The sequence below is a fragment of the Pseudonocardia sp. NPDC046786 genome (assembly GCF_040645415.1).
Classification (GTDB): Bacteria; Actinomycetota; Actinomycetes; order Mycobacteriales; family Pseudonocardiaceae; genus Pseudonocardia; species Pseudonocardia kongjuensis.
On record NZ_JBEYYF010000015.1, the window covers coordinates 109,206 to 126,902 of the forward strand.

General features: G+C 74.8%; 15 protein-coding genes. 8 read left to right on the forward strand and 7 right to left on the reverse strand.

All coding sequences use genetic code 11. The annotated features are described in order from the left end of the window. Window position 1: 1 nt before the first annotated feature. Genes ABZ881_RS19465 through ABZ881_RS19475 form a run of 3 tightly spaced genes read right to left on the reverse strand, consistent with a single transcriptional unit; the run spans window position 2 to window position 4,760 of the window. Window positions 2-1,159, reverse strand: coding sequence for an acyl-CoA dehydrogenase family protein (locus tag ABZ881_RS19465; protein WP_358486395.1), 1,158 nt, complete (start codon window positions 1,157-1,159; stop codon window positions 2-4). Next, entirely contained in the window at window positions 1,156-3,165 is a 2,010-nt protein-coding gene (locus tag ABZ881_RS19470; protein WP_358486450.1) for a biotin carboxylase N-terminal domain-containing protein, read from the reverse strand. Before ABZ881_RS19470 ends, ABZ881_RS19465 begins: the two co-directional genes overlap by 4 nt. Window positions 3,166-3,182: 17 nt before the next feature. After that, a complete protein-coding gene (locus tag ABZ881_RS19475) occupies window positions 3,183-4,760 on the reverse strand; it encodes a carboxyl transferase domain-containing protein (protein WP_358486451.1) in 1,578 nt (525 codons plus the stop codon). Window positions 4,761-4,873: 113 nt separating this feature from the next. Here ABZ881_RS19475 and ABZ881_RS19480 point away from each other — a divergent pair, with 113 nt between their 5' ends. Next, window positions 4,874-5,563: a response regulator transcription factor gene (locus ABZ881_RS19480; RefSeq protein WP_344021454.1), complete on the forward strand. Its 690-nt coding sequence runs from the start codon at window positions 4,874-4,876 to the stop codon at window positions 5,561-5,563. Between the two features lie 19 nt (window positions 5,564-5,582). Here the strand turns inward: ABZ881_RS19480 and ABZ881_RS19485 are convergent, their stop codons facing one another. Next, window positions 5,583-7,583 (reverse strand): ATP-binding protein, encoded by a 2,001-nt coding sequence (locus tag ABZ881_RS19485; RefSeq protein WP_358486453.1) that lies wholly within the window; start codon window positions 7,581-7,583, stop codon window positions 5,583-5,585. 107 nt (window positions 7,584-7,690) lie between these two features. Here ABZ881_RS19485 and ABZ881_RS19490 point away from each other — a divergent pair, with 107 nt between their 5' ends. Beyond that, window positions 7,691-8,281, forward strand: a complete 591-nt coding sequence (locus ABZ881_RS19490) for a TetR/AcrR family transcriptional regulator (RefSeq protein ID WP_358486397.1) — start codon at window positions 7,691-7,693, stop codon at window positions 8,279-8,281. 117 nt (window positions 8,282-8,398) lie between these two features. Here ABZ881_RS19490 and ABZ881_RS19495 read toward each other — a convergent pair whose 3' ends face one another. Together ABZ881_RS19495 and ABZ881_RS19500 are read right to left on the reverse strand one after the other, a co-directional pair. Beyond that, the gene (locus ABZ881_RS19495) at window positions 8,399-8,620 is read right to left on the reverse strand and encodes a hypothetical protein (protein WP_358486399.1); all 222 of its coding nucleotides are present in this window, start codon (window positions 8,618-8,620) and stop codon (window positions 8,399-8,401) included. Window positions 8,621-8,874: 254 nt separating this feature from the next. After that, window positions 8,875-10,854 carry a heavy metal translocating P-type ATPase gene (locus ABZ881_RS19500; RefSeq protein ID WP_358486401.1) on the reverse strand — a complete coding sequence of 660 codons (1,980 nt, stop codon included), beginning with the start codon at window positions 10,852-10,854 and terminating at the stop codon, window positions 8,875-8,877. A gap of 101 nt (window positions 10,855-10,955) precedes the next feature. Between ABZ881_RS19500 and ABZ881_RS19505 the strand changes: the two genes are divergently transcribed. Both ABZ881_RS19505 and ABZ881_RS19510 read left to right on the forward strand, forming a co-directional pair. Further along, the gene (locus tag ABZ881_RS19505; RefSeq protein WP_344021470.1) at window positions 10,956-11,273 is read left to right on the forward strand and encodes a metalloregulator ArsR/SmtB family transcription factor; all 318 of its coding nucleotides are present in this window, start codon (window positions 10,956-10,958) and stop codon (window positions 11,271-11,273) included. Window positions 11,274-11,357: 84 nt separating this feature from the next. Next, a complete protein-coding gene (locus tag ABZ881_RS19510; RefSeq protein ID WP_358486403.1) occupies window positions 11,358-12,197 on the forward strand; it encodes an alpha/beta hydrolase in 840 nt (279 codons plus the stop codon). Window positions 12,198-12,255: 58 nt separating this feature from the next. Here the strand turns inward: ABZ881_RS19510 and ABZ881_RS19515 are convergent, their stop codons facing one another. Further along, window positions 12,256-13,914, reverse strand: a complete 1,659-nt coding sequence (locus ABZ881_RS19515; RefSeq protein ID WP_358486406.1) for a putative PEP-binding protein — start codon at window positions 13,912-13,914, stop codon at window positions 12,256-12,258. A 99-nt stretch (window positions 13,915-14,013) separates the two neighbouring features. Here ABZ881_RS19515 and ABZ881_RS19520 point away from each other — a divergent pair, with 99 nt between their 5' ends. From ABZ881_RS19520 to ABZ881_RS19535, 4 genes are read left to right on the forward strand one after another with little or no spacing between them, the layout of a single operon-like run. Next, a complete protein-coding gene (locus tag ABZ881_RS19520) occupies window positions 14,014-14,775 on the forward strand; it encodes a DeoR/GlpR family DNA-binding transcription regulator (RefSeq protein ID WP_358486408.1) in 762 nt (253 codons plus the stop codon). Between the two features lie 14 nt (window positions 14,776-14,789). Beyond that, entirely contained in the window at window positions 14,790-15,737 is a 948-nt protein-coding gene (gene pfkB, locus ABZ881_RS19525; protein ID WP_344021771.1) for a 1-phosphofructokinase, read from the forward strand. Next, the gene (locus ABZ881_RS19530; protein WP_358486410.1) at window positions 15,734-16,183 is read left to right on the forward strand and encodes a fructose PTS transporter subunit IIA; all 450 of its coding nucleotides are present in this window, start codon (window positions 15,734-15,736) and stop codon (window positions 16,181-16,183) included. The genes pfkB and ABZ881_RS19530 overlap by 4 nt, the downstream gene beginning before the upstream one ends. After that, complete coding sequence (locus tag ABZ881_RS19535) at window positions 16,180-17,685, forward strand: fructose-specific PTS transporter subunit EIIC (protein ID WP_358486412.1); 1,506 nt, start codon at window positions 16,180-16,182, stop codon at window positions 17,683-17,685. The genes ABZ881_RS19530 and ABZ881_RS19535 overlap by 4 nt, the downstream gene beginning before the upstream one ends. The last annotated feature ends 12 nt before the right edge of the window (window positions 17,686-17,697 follow it).

Consider the following 17,697-nt stretch of genomic DNA (forward strand, 5'->3'; position numbering starts at 1 on the left):
GTCAGAGACCCAGGTGCCGCGCGATCAGCATCTTCTGCACCTCGGAGGTGCCCTCGCCGATCTCCAGGATCTTCGCGTCCCGGTAGAACCGCCCGACCGGGTACTCGTTCATGAAGCCGTAACCACCGAAGACCTGGGTGGCGGCGCGCGCGTTGTCCATCGCGGCGTTCGACGCGACCAGCTTCGCGATCGCCGCCTCGTGCTTGAACGGCTTGCCCTCCAGCATCAGCCGGGCGGCGTGCTGCCAGGCCAGCCGCGCGGTGTGCGCGCGCACCTCCATGTCGGCGATCGTGAACTGGATCGCCTGGTAGGAGCCGATGGTGTGGCCGAACGCCTCGCGCTCGCCCGCGTAGCGCAGCGACTCGTCGACGCAGCCCTGGGCCAGCCCGACCGACAGCGCGGCGATCGCGATCCGGCCCTCGTCCAGGATGGACAGGAACTGGGCGTAGCCGCGGCCCCGGTCGCCGAGCAGGTTCGCCTCCGGCACCCGGACGTCGTCGAAGAACAGCTCACGGGTGTCAGAGCAGTTCCAGCCGACCTTGGAGTACTTCTCGCTCACCGTGAACCCGGGCGTGCCGGCCGGGACCAGGATCGCCGAGATCTCCTTGCGGCCGTCCGGCTTCTCCCCGGTCACCGCGGTGACCGTGACGACCGAGGTGATGTCGGTGCCGGAGTTGGTGATGAAGCACTTCGAGCCGTTGATCACCCACTCGCCGCCGTCGAGGCGGGCGGTGGTGCGGGTGGCGCCGGCGTCCGAGCCGCCGCCCGGCTCGGTCAGCCCGAAGGCACCGAGCGCGCGGCCGGCGGCCAGGTCGGGCAGCCAGCGGGCCTTCTGCTCGTCGGTGCCGAACCGCATGATCGGCATCGCGCCCAGCCCGACGCCGGCCTCGACGGTGATCGCGACCGACGAGTCGACCCGGGCCAGCTCCTCCAGGGCCAGGCAGAGGGCGTAGTAGTCGCCGCCCTGGCCGCCGTACTCCTCGGTGACGGGCAGGCCGAACAGGCCCATCGCGCCCATCTTGGCGACGATGTCGTAAGGGAACTCCTCGCGGATGTAGAGGTCCCCGATCACCGGGGCGACCTCGGAGCGCGCGAACTCCTCGACGGCGGCGCGCAGCGCCTCGTACTCCTCCGCGGAGGTCTGCTCGGTGGTGGTCATGCCTGCTCCCCTTCGTTCTCGGGCTCGACCACGCACAGCACCGCGTCCTTGGCGACGGTGGCTCCGGGGCGTGCCCTCAGCTCGCGCACCGTCCCGTCGACCGAGGCGGTGAGCACGTGTTCCATCTTCATGGCCTCGACGACGACCAGCTTCTGACCGGCGGTGACGGTGTCGCCCTCGGCGACCTCGACGACGGTCACGGTGCCGGGCATCGGTGACACCACCGGCCCGCCCGCGGTGCCGCCCGCGGTGCGCGCGGCCTCCAGCGGCTCCTGCTCGCGCACCCCCCAGGTGCGGCCGTCCCGGGAGATCCAGACGATCCCGCCGGACACCTGGGCGATCCGGTAGCGGCGGGTGCGGCCGTCCTGGCTGTGCTCGACCACCCCCGGCGCGACGGCGACGGTGCGGCAGGGTGCGACCGGCACCTCGGGCAGGGCCAGGTCGAAGCCGGACGCCCGGCCGCGGACCCGGACCTCGACGGCGTCCGGGCCGTCGGTGACCAGCCGGCGCACCGTCCAGGCCGGCTCGCCGACCCGCCAGCCGCCGGGGATGTCGAACGGGTCGACGACGGCGCCGTCCGGTTCCAGCCCGAGCAGCGTGTTCCCGGCGACCGCGCCGAGCACGTCGGCGGGCACACCGGTGTCGGCGAGCGCGGCGCCGCGGCGGGCGATCAGGCCGGTGTCCAGCCGGCCGGCGCGGACGTCGTCGTCGGCGAGCAGCCGGCGCAGGAAGCCGATGTTGCTGTCCAGGCCGAGCAGCGTGGTGCCGCCCAGCGCGGCGTCGAGCCGGCGCAGCGCCTCGTCCCGGTCGGCGCCGTGCGCGATGACCTTGGCGAGCATCGGGTCGTAGTCCGAGCCGACGACGGTGCCGGTCTCGATCCCGGCGTCGACCCGCACGCCGGGCGGCGGGTCCCACTCCAGCACCGGCCCGCCGGACGGCAGGAAGCTGAGGGCGTCCCCGGACACGGCGGTGGCCTCGGCGTACACCCGGGCCTCGATCGCGTGCCCGGTGAGCACGACGTCGTCCTGGGTGATCGGCAGCGGCTCGCCGGCGGCGACCCGCAGCTGCAGCTCGACCAGGTCCAGGCCGGTGACCTCCTCGGTGACCGGGTGCTCGACCTGCAGCCGGGTGTTCATCTCCAGGAAGAAGAACTCTCCCGGGTTGTCGGAGCTGACGATGAACTCGACGGTGCCGGCGCCGGCGTAGCCGACCGCGCGGGCCGCCTCGCAGGCGGCGCGGCCCATCTCGGCGCGCTGCGCGGGGGTGAGCAGCGCCGACGGCGCCTCCTCGATGATCTTCTGGTGCCGCCGCTGCAGCGAGCACTCGCGCTCGCCGAGGTGCACGACGGTGCCGTGTGTGTCGGCCATCACCTGGATCTCGATGTGCCGCGGCGTGGTGACCAGCCGCTCGACGAGCAGCGTGTCGTCGCCGAAGGAGTTGCGGGCCTCGCGCCGGGCCCCGGCGATGGCGTCGGCGAGCCCGGCCTCGGCGTGCACCTCGCGCATGCCCTTGCCGCCGCCGCCGGCGGACGGCTTGAGCAGCACCGGGTAGCCGACCTCGGCGACCACCGCCCGCAGGTCCTCGTCGGACAACCCGGCGCCGTCCGAACCGGGCACCACCGGCACGCCGGCCTTGGCGACGGTCTGCTTGGCGCGGATCTTGTCGCCCATCGCGTCGATCGCCGACGACGGCGGGCCGACGAAGGCGATCCCGGCCGCCTCGCAGGCGGCGGCGAACGCGGTGTTCTCGGAGAGGAAGCCGTAGCCGGGATGGATCGCCTGCGCGCCGGTGGCCCGGGCGGCGCCGATCACGGCGTCGATCGACAGGTAGGACTCGGCGGCCGCGGCCGGGCCGATCCGGACGGCCTCGTCGGCGGCCCGGACGTGCGGAGCGGCGGCGTCGGCGTCGGAGTACACGGCGACGCTGCGCACCCCGAGCGCGCGCAGCGTGCGGATCACCCGGACCGCGATCTCGCCGCGGTTCGCGACGAGCACGGTGTCGAACATGCGGGACATGTCGGGCCTCACATCCGGAAGACGCCGAAGGCCGGATCAGCCAGCGGCGCGTTGGCGGCGACGGACAGGGACAGCCCGAGCACGGTGCGGGTGTCGGCGGGGTCGATCACGCCGTCGTCCCAGATCCGGGCGGTGGAGTAGTAGGGGTGCCCCTGGGTCTCGTACTGGGCCCGGATCGCGTCCGGATCGGCGTTGCCTACGGTCGTGAGCACCGTCGCGGCCTGCTCGCCGCCCATCACCGAGATCCGGGCGTTCGGCCACATGTACAGGAAGCGCGGCGAGTACGCGCGGCCGCACATCGCGTAGTTCCCGGCGCCGAACGAGCCGCCGATGACGACGGTCAGCTTCGGCACCCGGGTGGAGGCCACCGCGGTGACCATCTTCGCGCCGTTGCGCGCGATGCCGCCGGCCTCGTAGTCGCGGCCGACCATGAACCCGGAGATGTTCTGCAGGAACACCAGCGGAATGCCGCGCTGATCGGACAGCTCGACGAAGTGGGCGCCCTTCACCGCGGACTCGGAGAACAGGATCCCGTTGTTCGCGACGATCCCGACCGGGTGGCCGTGGATCCGGGCGAAGCCGGTGACCAGCGTCGTGCCGTACTCGGCCTTGAACTCGTGGAACCGGGAGCCGTCGACGACCCGGGCGATGACCTCGCGCACGTCGTAGGGGATCCGGGAGTCGGTCGGGACGGCGCCGTAGAGCCCGGCCGGGTCGACGGCGGGCGGCTCGGTGGGCGCGACGTCCCACGGCCGCGGCGCGCGCGGGCCGAGCGTCCCGACGATCGCGCGGACCCGGGCGAGCGCGTCCGCGTCGTCGTCGGCGAGATGGTCGGTGACCCCGGAGATCCGCGAGTGCAGCTCGCCGCCGCCGAGCTCCTCGGCGGTGACGACCTCGCCGGTCGCAGCCTTCACCAGCGGCGGGCCGCCGAGGAAGATCGTGCCCTGGTTCCGGACGATCACCGCCTCGTCGCTCATCGCCGGGACGTAGGCGCCGCCCGCGGTGCACGAGCCGAGCACCGCGGCGATCTGCGGGATGCCCTGGCCGGACATCTGGGCCTGGTTGTAGAAGATCCGCCCGAAGTGCTCGCGGTCCGGGAACACCTGGTCCTGCTCGGGCAGGTAGGCGCCGCCGGAGTCGACCAGGTAGATGCAGGGCAGCCGGTTGTGCAGCGCCACCTCCTGGGCACGGAGGTGCTTCTTGACGGTCATCGGGTAGTAGGTGCCGCCTTTTACCGTCGCATCGTTGGCGACGATCACGCACTCCCGGCCGGCCACCCGGCCGACACCGGTGATCACCCCGGCGCCGGGGGCCTGGCCGTCGTACATGCCGTGCGCGGCCATCGGGGACAGCTCGAGGAACGGCGACGACGGATCGACCAGCGAGTCCACCCGGTCGCGCGGCAGCAGCTTGCCGCGCTCGACGTGCCGGGCCCGCGACCGCTCCGGCCCGCCGAGCCGGGCGGTCGCCAGCGACGCGTTGAGGTCGGCCACCAGGTCGCGGTGCGCCGCCGCGTTCGCGGCGTACTGCTCGCCGGCCGGATCGACCGCGCTCCCCAGCCTCGGTGCCAGTTCCGGGACGACCATGCTCACCTCGCGCTCGAAGTTAACGAACACTAACAGGTTAGCGGTCGTTAACACCGGGCGTCCAGTCTCGTGCTCTCAGGCCGGTCACAGTCTCGGTCACTACGGTGGGACCCGTGCGCCTGCTACTGGTCGAGGACGAGAAGCCGCTCGCCGAGCTCGTCCGGCGCGGTCTGGCCGCCGAGGGGCACGAGGTGGAGGTCGCGCACGACGGCGACACCGGCCTGCGGTACGCGCTGTCCGGCCGGCACGACGTGATCGTGCTGGACATCATGCTCCCCGGCCTGTCCGGGTACCGGATCCTGCAGCACCTGCGCGACCGCGGCGTGTGGACGCCGGTGCTGATGCTCACCGCGAAGGACGGCGAGTACGACGAGGCCGACGCGTTCGATCTCGGCGCCGACGACTACCTGACCAAGCCGTTCTCGTTCGTCGTGCTGCTGGCCCGGCTGCGCGCGCTGCTGCGCCGCGCCGGGGAGGTCGCGCCGAGCGTGCTGCGGGTCGGTGACCTGTCGCTGGATCCCGGCACCCACCGGGTGCACCGGGGCGACGTCGAGATCTCGCTGACCCCGCGCGAGTTCGGCGTGCTGGAGCACCTGATGGCACACACCGGGCAGGTGGTCACGAAGACCGACATCCTGCGCTCGGTGTGGGACGCGCACTACGACGGTGAGGTCAACGTCGTCGAGGTCTACGTCGGGTACCTGCGCCGCAAGATCGACACCCCGTTCGGGACGCACAGCATCGAGACGCTGCGCGGGGTCGGCTACCGGATGTCCGAGCCGAGCCCGGCGCCGCCGCGCTGAGCCCGCGCCCGGCTGCGGCTCAGCGGGTGCGGTCGCCGGCCCGGCGGGGCGGGTCGCCCGGCTCGGCGGCCGGGCCGCCCCGGTACACCGGGATCGGCCGGGTGGCGTTCTCGTCGTAGGGGCTGGCGACGGTGTCCGGGCGGATCGGGACCTGCGTCGGCACGTGCACCGCAGGGGTGCCGTGGACGCCGTTCACCGGCGGCGGCCCCGGACGGACCCCGTTCCCCGGGCGGCGCTGCGGGCCCGGGTGCGTCCCGTTCACCGCAGGCTGCGGGCCGGTCCGTGCACCACCGGCCGCAGGGCACGGCCCGGACGGCCGGGCGGGCTCGTCCCACCACCCGGCCGAGGCCCCGACGCCGCGCGGCGGCGACGGGGCGGGCCCGGGCCGCGGTCCCGGATCGGTGATCGCCGGGTGCGATCCCGCGGGCACCGGCTCGGCACCGGACCGCCCCGCACCTGCGGGCTCGGCCGGGTCGGCGGCACCCTCGGCACCCTCGGCACCCTCGACAGGATCGGCGGGATCGGCGGCCGCGGCGTCGGCGACGGCCGGGACCGTCACCCGGAACCGGGCGCCGCCCAGATCCGGCGAGTCCAGCGCGGCGACGGTGCCGCCGTGCGCGGCGACCAGCTCGGACACGATCGACAGCCCGAGCCCGGAGCCGCCGTCACCGCGCGAGCGGGCCTCGTCCAGCCGCACGAACCGCTCGAACACCCGGCTGCGGTCGGCCTCGGGGACCCCGTTGCCGTCGTCGTCGACCTCGATCACCGCGACCCCGTCGGCGGCCCGCACCGACACCGCCACCGTCGACGCCGCGTGCCGCTTGGCGTTGTCCACCAGGTTCCGGACGATCCGCACCAGCTGGCCGCGGTCGCCGACCACCCGCACCGGCTCGGTCGTCACCCGCACCGCGACGGCGGCGTCGGCGGACGGCCGGACCCGCTCGGCCTCGGCGATCTCGTCCAGGTCGACCTCCTCGCGGCGGGGCGCGATGCCGCGCTCGTCGGCGCGGGCCAGGAACAGCAGGCCCTCGACCAGCCCGGTCAGCCGGGCCGTCTCGCCGCGCAGGGTGTCGACGGTGGCCCGGTCCGCGGAGTCCGCCGGCATCCCGGTGCCGAGCAGCTCCAACCCGGTCGACACGGTGGCCAGCGGGCTGCGCAGCTCGTGGCTGGCGTCCGCCACGAACCGCCGCTGGGTGGTCTGCGAGGACTCGATCCGGCCGAGCATCTGGTTCATCGTGCGGGCCAGGCGGCCGACCTCGTCCCGGGCCACCGGCTCGGGCACCCGCTGGGAGAGGTCCTTGTCGCCCATCCCGGCCACCCGGGTGCGCATCTGCTCGACCGGGCGCAGCGCCCGGCCGGCGAACAGGTAGGTGAAGTAGCCGGTGACCAGCACCAGGATCGGCACGCCGCCGAGGACCAGCCAGCCGACGGTCTCCACCGCCTGGTGCACCGGCCCGAGCTCCTGGGCGGCGTAGACGGTGATCGGCCTGCCCTGGGCGCGGGCGCCGATCCCGACGACCATCATCTCCTGGACCTCGACCTGGTCCCCGCCCGCGGTGTCCGGCCCGACCCGGACCTCGATCGGGACGTCGGTCTCGTAGCGCTTCTCGTCCGGCGCCAGCAGCCAGTCGACGATCGTAGGCTGGCCGTCCAGCGGGTCCGAGGAGCCGATGATCTGGACGTCCTCCTGGTCACCGTTGGACCCGACCATCCAGTCGGGGGCGTTGGTCTCGTCGCTGTAGGCGGTGACCACCTGGACGATGTCGGTGCGCTTGCCGGTCGCGTCGATCGCGTTGCGCTTCGCGTCGCCGGTGGCGGAGAAGTTCGCCTCGATCCGGTTCGCGAGCTGGTCGGCGTTCGCCTCCAGCGCACTGCGGGTGTTGCTCTTCAGCGTCTGGTCCAGCAGCAGGACCAGCGACAGTCCCGCGACGACGAGCACCACCGCGACCGCCGCCGCGGCGGCCAGCGCGGACGCCGCGCGCACGCCCGTGCGCTCGCGCAGCCGGCCGAGTGTGCCCATCACACCGACGAGGGTATCGGCGACCACCTGTGCGCCGACTGAGACGAGGCGCGCACCACCCGGCCACGTGGGTGAATGAACGTTAACCGGAGCGCTACGATCGGCCGATGGCCGCCCCGGACACCACCCCGACGCGGCGCGAGCAGATCCTCGCGGAGGCCGCGCGGCTGTTCGCCCGGCACGGCTTCCACGGGGTGAGCATCGCCGACCTGGGCGCGGCCGTCGGCGTCAGCGGACCGGCCCTCTACCGGCACTTCCCCGGCAAGGAGGCGCTGCTCGCCGAGATGCTCATCGGCATCAGCGAGCGGCTGCTCGACGGCGGGCGGGCCCGGGTGCACCACGACGACCCGCGGGACTCGCTGGAGGACCTGGTCGACTTCCACATCGGCTTCACCACCCGCGAGCCGGAGCTGATCGTGGTGCAGGACCGGGACCTGGCGAACCTGCCGGAGGACCCGCGGCGGACCGTGCGCCGGCTGCAGCGCACCTACGTCGAGCTGTGGGTGGACACCCTGCGCCGGGTGCACCCCGGCGTCCCGCCGGCCGACGCGCGCACCGTCGCGCACGGGGTGTTCGGGCTGCTCAACTCCACCCCGTACGCGCCGCAGGCGATCCAGGGCCCGGCCCGCGGGACCGACGCCCGGGTCGCGGTGCTGCGCCGGATGGCACTGGCCTGCCTGGACGCGGCCCCCGACTGAGCGCCCGCGCGGGCCGGTCCGAATCCGCACGGCGTCGCCGACGCAGAACACCCGGCCGGTGTGCAGCCGGGTCGCGTACAACTCGTTGTTGCCCCACAGCGAGCTGACCGGGCACCGCTACCGGATCCGCGTCCCGGCCGCGGCGAACACCCGGGACAGGTGCCGCACGCTGATCCCGGCCGCGGCGGCGACCTGCGGCGCGGACAGGCCCGGATCGGTCAGGTGCCGCTCGACGTAGGACTGCGAGAGGGCCCGGTGGGTGGCCGCGGCCAGTACCTCGGCGACCGGGTCGGCGCCCAGGGCGAAGCCGCGCAGGAACGGCCGGTCGGCGTCGCACATCAGCAGCTGGCCCGGCCGGACCGTCCGGACGCCGTCGTCGTCGTGGTAGAAGAACGCCTGGCCGGCCAGGCTGAAGAACAGCCCGGCCGGTGATGGTGCGGCAGCGCAGGCCGATGAGCGCGTCGGCGTTGTGGTCCTCCCACAGGGCCGGGCGGCGGTGCTCCGGCAGGCCGGCCGTGGAGAACTCGGCCGGCGCCCGAGGTGTGACCTCGGACATGCCGGGAGTGTAGCCGGGAGGCGGCCGGCCGTGACGATCACGAGCGTCCCGCGGCGACCGGCTCGCGGTGCGGTGCCGCCGCCGGGGGTGCACCGTCCCGCCGGGCCCGCCGGTCCGCCCGGCGGGTGCCGATCAGCAGCCGCAGCCCGTTCAGGCAGACCAGCAGGGTGGACAGCTCGTGCCCGGCGACGCCGACCACCAGCGGCAGCGTGCCGATCAGGTCCCAGGCCACCAGGACGACGATCACCGACGCGGCGAACGCCAGGTTCGCCCTGGCGATCCGGCGGGCCCGCCGGGCGAGCTCGACCAGCGGGGCGAGCGAGCCGAGCGGGTCCCGGGTGAGGACGCCGTCGGCCGCCTCCAGTGAGAGCGCCCCGGCACCCAGCGCCTCGTCCCCGGAACCGGAGCGGGCCGGGCCGCCGACGACCAGCCCGACGTCGGCGCCGGCCAGCAGCGGGGCGTCGTTGATCCCGTCGCCGACCGCCAGCACCCGGCGGCCGGCCGCCTGCCGCTCCCGCAGCACGGCCACCTTGTCCGCCGGGAGCAGCCCGGCCCGCAGCCGGGTCAGGCCGAGCCGCCCGGCGAGCACCCGGGCCGGGGCGGGCGCGTCGCCGGTCAGCACCTCGGGCTCGCCGACGGTCCGGCGCAGCGCGTCCAGTGCCTCCCCGGCGCCGGGTCGCGGCTCGTCGGACAGTCCGAGCACGCCGGCCGGTTCGCCGTCGGCGAGCACGACGACCGCGGTCCGGCCGTCCCGCTGCAGCTCGCCGACCAGGTCGTCGAGCACCGGATGCGGCCGGCCCGCGAGCTCGGGCCGCCCGACGGCGACCTCGGTCCCGCCGACCGTGGCGCGCACGCCCTCGCCGGGGACGGCGGCGAAATCCGACGTCTCGGGCAGGTCGAGGCCGCGGTCCAGGGCGTGCCGGCGCACGGCGCGGCCGAGCACGTGCTCGCTGCCCGCCTCGGCGGCCGCGGCCAGCGCCAGCACCCCGTCCGCGGTGCGCCCGCCGAGCGGGGTCACCGCCACCACCCGCGGGCGGCCGGAGGTGAGGGTGCCGGTCTTGTCCAGCACCACCGCGTCCACCTCGGCGAGCGCCTCCAGCACCGTGACGTCCTTGACCAGCGTCCCGCGGCGACCGGCGACCGCGATCGCGGCGAGCAGCGCCGGCATCGTGGCGAGCACGATCGCGCACGGCGAGGCGACGATCATGAACACGATCGCCCGCAGCAGCGTCTCGGAGAACCCGGCGCCGAGCAGCAGCGGCACCGTCAACAGCAGCACCGTCGCCGCGACGACGAGCACCGAGTAGCGCTGCTCCACCCGCTCGATGAACAGCTGTCGGTCGGCCTTGGTCTCGGCCGCCCGCTCGACCTGCGCGGCGACCCCGGCGACGACGGTGTCCGCGGCGTCGCGCAGCACCCGGACCCGCAGCATGCCGGTCCCGTTGACGGTCCCGGCGAGCACGTCGTCGCCGGGGGTGGTGCGGACCGGCACCGGCTCACCGGTCAGGCCGGCGGCGTCCACCTCGGACACGCCGTCGAGCACCCGGCCGTCGCCCGGGATCCGCTCGCCGGGCCGGACGACGACGGTCGCCCCGGCGACCAGCTCGGCCGCCGGGACCTGCCGCTCGGTGCCGTCCCGATCGACCAGGGTGGCCGTCTCCGGCGCGAGATCGAGCAGCGCCGCGATCCCGGCCCGGGTGCGGGCGGTCATCACCGACTCCAGGGCGCCGGAGGTCGCGAAGATGACGATCAGCAGGCCGCCGTCGAACCAGTGCCCGATCGACGCTGCCGCGACCGCCGCGACGACCATCAGCAGGTCCACGTCGAGCCGCCGCTCCGCCAGCGCCCGGATGCCCTCGACCGCGGGCCCCCAGCCGCCGAGCGTGTAACAGGCGAGGTAGGCCGCGGTCACCAGCTGACCGGGGGCGCCCCCGAGATCGAGCCCGACGGCGAGCAGGAAGGCGACGAGTGCGGCCCCGGCCCAGCGGACCTCCGGGAGCGTGAGCGCGGTTCGCATGACAGGCACCATACCTGCGCATTCACGAAGATACGAAGGCAGCTGAAAAAGTAGCTGCATCGCCGGACCATCCGCGCAGTTCCGCAGGTATCCTCGGACCCGTGCACGAGTCGATCCCGGGCTTCGCGATGCCGGCCGACGGCGAGGTCCGCCGGGCGGCGGACTCGTTGCGGATGCTCGCCGACCCGACCCGGATCAAGATCCTCTGGGCGCTGCTGCAGGGCGAGTCGTCGGTCGCCTGCCTGGCCGACCTGGTCGGCGCCGCGCCGACGGCGGTGAGCCAGCACCTGGCCAAGCTGCGATTGGCCGGACTGGTGGAGAACCGGCGCGAGGGGACCTACGTCTACTACACGGTCGAGGACCCGACCGTGCGCGCGGTGCTGGAACGTGTCCTGCACCACCAACCCGCCGGGAGCTGAGCCCGGGCGGGAATGCCACGGCGCGCAGCCGGGTAGTACTCCCACGTAATCAGTTGTGCGCAATCGATCAACGGAGGAGTCACCATGCCCCAGCTCAGCATCGGTACCGAGAACGGCAGCCCGGTCGAGCTGCACTACACCGACCAGGGCTCCGGCGCCCCGGTCGTCCTGATCCACGGCTGGCCGCTGTCCGGCCGGTCCTGGGAGAAGCAGGTCCCGGCGCTGGTCGAGGCAGGCCATCGGGTCGTCACCTACGACCGGCGCGGGTTCGGCGAGTCCTCCCAGCCGTGGGACGGCTACGACTACGACACCTTCGCCGACGACCTGCACGCGCTGCTGGTGCACCTCGACCTGCGCGACGCCACGCTCGTCGGGTTCTCCATGGGTGGCGGCGAGGTCGTCCGCTACGTCTCCCGGCACGGCACCGACCGTGTCGCGAAGGCCGTGCTGGCCGGCGCCGTACCGCCCTACCTGTACAAGTCGGACGACAACCCGGACGGCGGGCTCGACGACGCCACCATCGAGCAGTTCCAGGCCGGCGTTACCGGCGACCGGATCGCCTTCCTGGACGGGTTCACCACGAACTTCTTCAGCGCAGGCGGCGAGCTGCTGGTCAGCGAGCCGAACCGGCTCTACCACCGGTCCATCGCCGAGTTCGCCTCGCCGAAGGGCACCCTGGACTGCATCACCGCGTTCGGTCGCACCGATCTCCGCGGCGACGTGGCCGCGGTGTCCGAGGCCGGCATCCCGACCCTGGTCATCCACGGCGACTCGGACGCGATCGTCCCGTTCGAGGTGTCCGGCAAGCGGGCCCACGAGTCGATCGAGGGCTCCCAGCTGGTGCTGGTCGAGGGCGGCCCGCACGGGTTCAACGCCACGCACGCCGACGAGTTCAACGCCGCACTGCTGAAGTTCCTGGCCTGATCCGCGCACCGTGGGGGCGGGGCCACCGGTGGCCCCGGTGGCCCCCACGGACCGGCGCTCAGCCCAGCGCGGCCACCGCGCGCCGCGCCGCGGCCGGATCGGCCGCCGCGCACGCCGCGCGGGCCCGGTCCGCGCACTGCGCCGCGGTCAGCCCGCCCAGCCGGGCGCCCACCGCGGCGAGCGCGGCGGGCCCGGCCGACAGGCTCGCCACCCCCAGGCCGACCAGCACCGGGGCCAGCTCCGGATCGGCCGCGGCCTCGCCGCAGACGCCGACCGGGGTACCGGTGCGCGCCGACGCCTCGCCGAGCTGCCCGAGCAGACGCAGCAGCGCGGGCTGCCAGGGATCGTTCAGAGCGGCGACCGGGCCGGACTGGCGGTCCGCCGCGAACAGGTACTGGGCCAGGTCGTTGGTGCCCACCGACACGAAGTCGACCTCGGCCATGATCTCGTCGGCGGTCAGCACCGCCGCCGGGACCTCGATCATCACCCCGGCCGAGCCGATACCGTGCTCCCGGCAGCGCTGCACGAACCAGCGCGCCTCCTCCGCGGTGGCGACCATCGGCGCCATCACCTTCAGCTCGGCGCCGGTCTCCGCGGCCGCCGCGGCCAGCGCCGTCAGCTGGCGGTCGAGCACCCCCGCACCGACGCCCGGCACCCGGGCGATCCGCAGCCCGCGCACCCCCAGCGCCGGGTTCGGCTCGCCGGCCAGGGACAGGAACGGCAGCGGCTTGTCCGCGCCGGCGTCCAGCGTCCTGGCGGTGACCGGCCTGCCGGCGAACGCGGCCAGCACCGCGGTGTAGACCTCGCGCTGCCGCGCCGCCGACGGCTCCTCGGTCGCGGAGAGGAACGCCAGCTCGGTCCGGAACAGGCCGACGCCCTCGGCGCCGGCCGCCGCCGCGGCGGCCGCGCCCGGCCCGTCCCCGACGTTGGCCAGCAGCGGCACCGCCCGTCCGTCGGCGGTCCGCCCGGTGCCGTCCCAGCCGGCAGCGACCGGCGCCGCCGCCGCGAACGCCGCCGCCTCGTCGAGCGTGCCGACCTCGCGGACCTCGCCGGTGCCGCCGTCCACGGTGATCGCGGCGCCGTCGGCCAGCCCCGGCGCGCCCGCGCACCCGACCACGGCCGGGATGCCCAGCGCCCTGGCCAGGATCGCGGTGTGGCTGGTCGGGCCGCCCTGCTCGGTGACCAGGGCGAGCGCGACGCCCGGCCGCAGGCCCGCGGTGTCGGCCGGGGCGAGGTCGGTGGCGACCAGCACGGCGGGCGCGTCCAGGTCGGCGACGCCCGGCGCGGGGAGCCCGAGCAGCTCGGCGACGATCCGGTCCCGCACGTCGCGGATGTCGGTGGCGCGCTCGGCCAGGTACCCGCCCATCGAGGCGAGCATCTCGGCGAACCCGTTCGCCGCCTCCCACACCGCGCGCGCGGCCGGCCGGCCGCCGCCGGTGACCAGCTCCTGCGCGTTCTCCAGCAGGGTCGGATCGCCGACCATCGTCACGGTCGCCTCCAGCACCTCCCGCGCATCGCCGGAGACGGTCGCGGCGCGCGCGGTCAGCCGCTGCGACACCACCTCGACGGCGGGCCCGATCCGGGCCGCCTCGGCGGCCGGGTCCGCGGGCGCGGGCCCGGCGGCCGGCTCGCCCGGCGGCTCGGCGACGCGCACGACGCGACCGCCGGCGCGCCCCGGGCTCGCGGGGATTCCGTTCAGCGTGCTCAGTACCGGCATGGAGGGCTCCCGTGGGTGACGTCGACGTGACCCGTTGACAAACACAGTAAAACCCACATACTCAGACACAAGCAAGCATCGAAGCGGGAGCGAACAAAGATGTACGCAGCGGAGCGTCAGCAGTGGCTGCTCGACCGGACCCGGGCCCGGGGCCGGATCGACGTGGCCGCCACCGCCGAGGAGCTCGATGTCACCCCCGAGACGATCCGCCGCGACCTGGGCGCCCTCGAGCGCCAGGGGCTGGTCCGCCGGGTGCACGGCGGCGCGATCCCGGCCGACCTGCTGAGCTTCGAGCCCGGGGTCACCCAGCGCGACACCCAGGCCGGCGCCGAGAAGGAACGGATCGCCAAGGCCGCGCTCGCCGAGCTGGGCGCCGCCGCCACCGTGCTGCTCGACGCGGGCACCACCACCGCCCGGCTGGCCGGCACGCTCCCGCGCGACCGGGACGTCACCGTCGTCACCAACTCGCTGCCGATCGCGTCCACCCTGGCCGGTCGGCCGAACGTGACGCTGCGGCTGCTCGGCGGCCGGGTCCGCGGCACCACGCTGGCCACCGTCGACGACTGGGCCACCGGCGCGCTCGCCGGGCTCACCGTCGACGTCGCCTTCCTCGGCACCAACGGCTTCTCCACCGGGCGCGGCCTCACCACCCCGGATCCGGACGAGGGCGCCACCAAGCGGGCGATGATCCGCGCCGCCCGCCGCAGCGTCGTCCTGGCCGACGCGAGCAAGTTCGGCGCCGACCAGTTCGTGCGGTTCGGCACCCTCGCCGAGATCGACACGCTGATCACCGACACCGGCCTCGACCCGGCCGACGCCGCCGCCGTCGAGGCCGCCGGACCGAAGGTCGTGCGCGCGTGAGACCCCTGACCCCGCTGTTCGTCACCGTCACCCCGAACCCGAGCCTGGACCGCACCGTCGAGCTGGGGCACCTGCACCGGGGCGGGGTGCACCGGGCCACCGCGGTCCGGGTCGATCCGGGCGGCAAGGGCGTGAACGTCGCCAGGGCGCTGGCCGCCGCCGGGCACCGCGCCGTCGCGCTGCTGCCGACCGGGATGGCCCCCGGCGAGCGGCTGGCCGCGCTGCTGGAACCGACCGACGTCACCACGGTGACCGTGCCGATCGCCGGGGCCACCCGGGTGAACATCACCCTGGCCGAGCCGGACGGCGTCACCACCAAGATCAACGAGCCGGGTCCGGTGCTGAGCCCTGACGAGGCCGAGGCGCTGGCCGCGCGGGCCCGGGCCCTGTGCGCCGAGGCCGGCTGGCTGGTCGGCTGCGGCTCGCTGCCCGGCGGCGTCGCGGACGACTTCCTGGCCCGGCTGGTCCGGCGCTGCCGCCGGCCCGGCCTGCGGATCGCGATCGACACCTCCGGCGCCCCGCTGCAGCACGCGGTGGCCGCCGCACCCGATCTCGTGAAACCCAACCACGCCGAGCTGGCCGAGCTCGTCGGGCGCCCGCTGGGCAGCCTCGGCGACGTGCTCGTGGCCGCCCGCGAGCTGCGCGCCCGCGGGATCGGCGCGGTCCTGGTCAGCCTGGGCGCCGGTGGCGCCCTGCTGGTCGACCGGTCCGGCGAGTACCACGCCCGGACCCCTCCGATCACCGTGCGCAGCACGGTCGGCGCCGGCGACTCCACCCTGGCCGGGTTCCTGGCCGCGGGCGGGGAGGGACCGGACGCCCTGCGGCACGCCGTCGCGCACGGCGCGGCCGCCTGCCGGCTGCCCGGCTCCGCCGCGCCCGGCCCGTCCGACATCCGCATCGACGACGTCGAACTGGCACCCACGCCGGACGTCACCCTCGCCCTCACCGGAGATGCCGCATGAGCACACTGATCACCGCCGATCTGGTCGACCTCGACGTGCCGTCCACCGACCGCACCACCACCGTCGCCGCGCTGGCACAGCGGCTGCGGGACGCCGGCCGGGTGACCGACCTGGACACCTTCCTCGCCGACGTCGAGGCCCGCGAGGCGCAGATGCCGACCGGCCTGGAGGGCGGGATCGGCATCCCGCACTGCCGGTCGGCCGCCGTCACCGAGCCCAGCCTGGCGTTCGGCCGCAGCGCGGGCGGCGTCGACTTCGGCGCCGAGGACGGCCCGGCCACCCTGATCTTCATGATCGCCGCCCCGGAGGGCGGGAGCACCGACCACATGACCGTGCTGGCGGCGCTCGCCCGCCGGCTGGTCCGCGCGTCCTTCAAGAACGAACTGCTCGGCGCCACCGACCCGGCGGCCGTCGCGTCCTTCATCCAGCAGGAGGTGGGAGCATGAGGCTCCTCGCCGTCACCGCGTGCCCGACCGGCATCGCGCACACCTACATGGCCGCCGAGGCCCTCGAGGTCGCCGCCGAGGAGGCCGGCCACGAGATGGTCGTGGAGACCCAGGGCTCCGCGGGCTCCACCCCGTTCACCGCGGAGCAGATCGCCGGGGCCGACGCGATCATCCTGGCCGCCGACGTCGAGGTCCGCGACAAGGACCGCTTCGTGCACCTGCCGACCGTCACCAGCCCGGTGAAGAAGGCCATCGGCGGCGCCCCGGCGCTGATCGAGCAGGCGGTGGCCGCGGCCGCCGCGCGGCCCGCGGGCGGATCCGCCCCGGTCGCGGCGGCCGGGGCGGAGATGGACGTCAAACAGTTCGGCACCGGTTTCGGCGCCCGGCTGCGCGGCTGGCTGATGACCGGCGTCTCCTACATCATCCCGTTCGTCGCCGCGGGCGGGCTGCTGATCGCGCTGGGCTTCGCGCTCGGCGGGTACCAGATCACCGAGGCCCCGGACATCGTCTCGATCGGCGACGACAACGTCTCCACGCTGAGCTTCGATCCGGGCTCGCTCACCTCGTGGGCCGCGCTGTCGTTCCAGATCGGCGCGCTCGCGTTCGGCTTCCTGGTCCCGGTGCTCGCCGGGTTCATCGCCTACGCGATGGCCGACCGGCCCGCGCTGGTGCCCGGCTTCGTCGGCGGCATGATCGCCGTGCAGACCGGGGCCGGCTTCCTCGGCGGCCTGGTCGCCGGCCTGCTCGCCGGTGCGGTGATCATGGGCCTGAAGCGCTGGCAGCCGCCGCGCGCGCTGGCCGGGATCATGCCGGTGCTGGTGCTCCCGCTGATCGGCACGGCCGTCGTCGGCACGGTGATGTTCCTGGTCGTCGGCCAGCCGCTGGCCGCGGCCACCACCGGCCTGACCGAGTGGCTCAACGGCCTGTCCGGCACCAACGCGCTGCTGCTCGGCGCGCTGCTCGGCCTGATGATGGCCTTCGACATGGGCGGGCCGGTCAACAAGGCCGCCTACGCCTTCGCCGTCGCCGGCCTGTCCACCGGCTCGGACACGGCGCTGATGATCATGGCCGCGGTGATGGCCGCCGGGATGGTCCCGCCGCTCGCGCTGGCGCTCGCCACGGTCGTCCGCAAGGGCCTGTTCAGCAAGGCCGAGCAGGAGAACGGCCGGGCCGCCTGGCTGCTCGGCGCCTCCTTCATCACCGAGGGCGCGATCCCGTTCGCCGCCGCCGATCCGCTGCGGGTGATCCCGTCGATCATGGCGGGCTCCGCGGTCGCCGGGTCGCTGTCGATGGCCTTCGGCTCGACGCTGCGGGCCCCGCACGGCGGCGTGTTCGTGGTGCCGCTGATCGGCAACCCGTTCGCCTACCTGCTGGCGATCATCGCGGGCACCCTGGTCTCCGCCGCACTGGTGATCGGCCTGAAGTCCGCCCGCCGCACCCCGGCCGCCGAGAGCGCCACCACCGCGACCGCGTCGCCCGCGGCCGCACCGGTCGCCGGCTGAACCGTCACGACC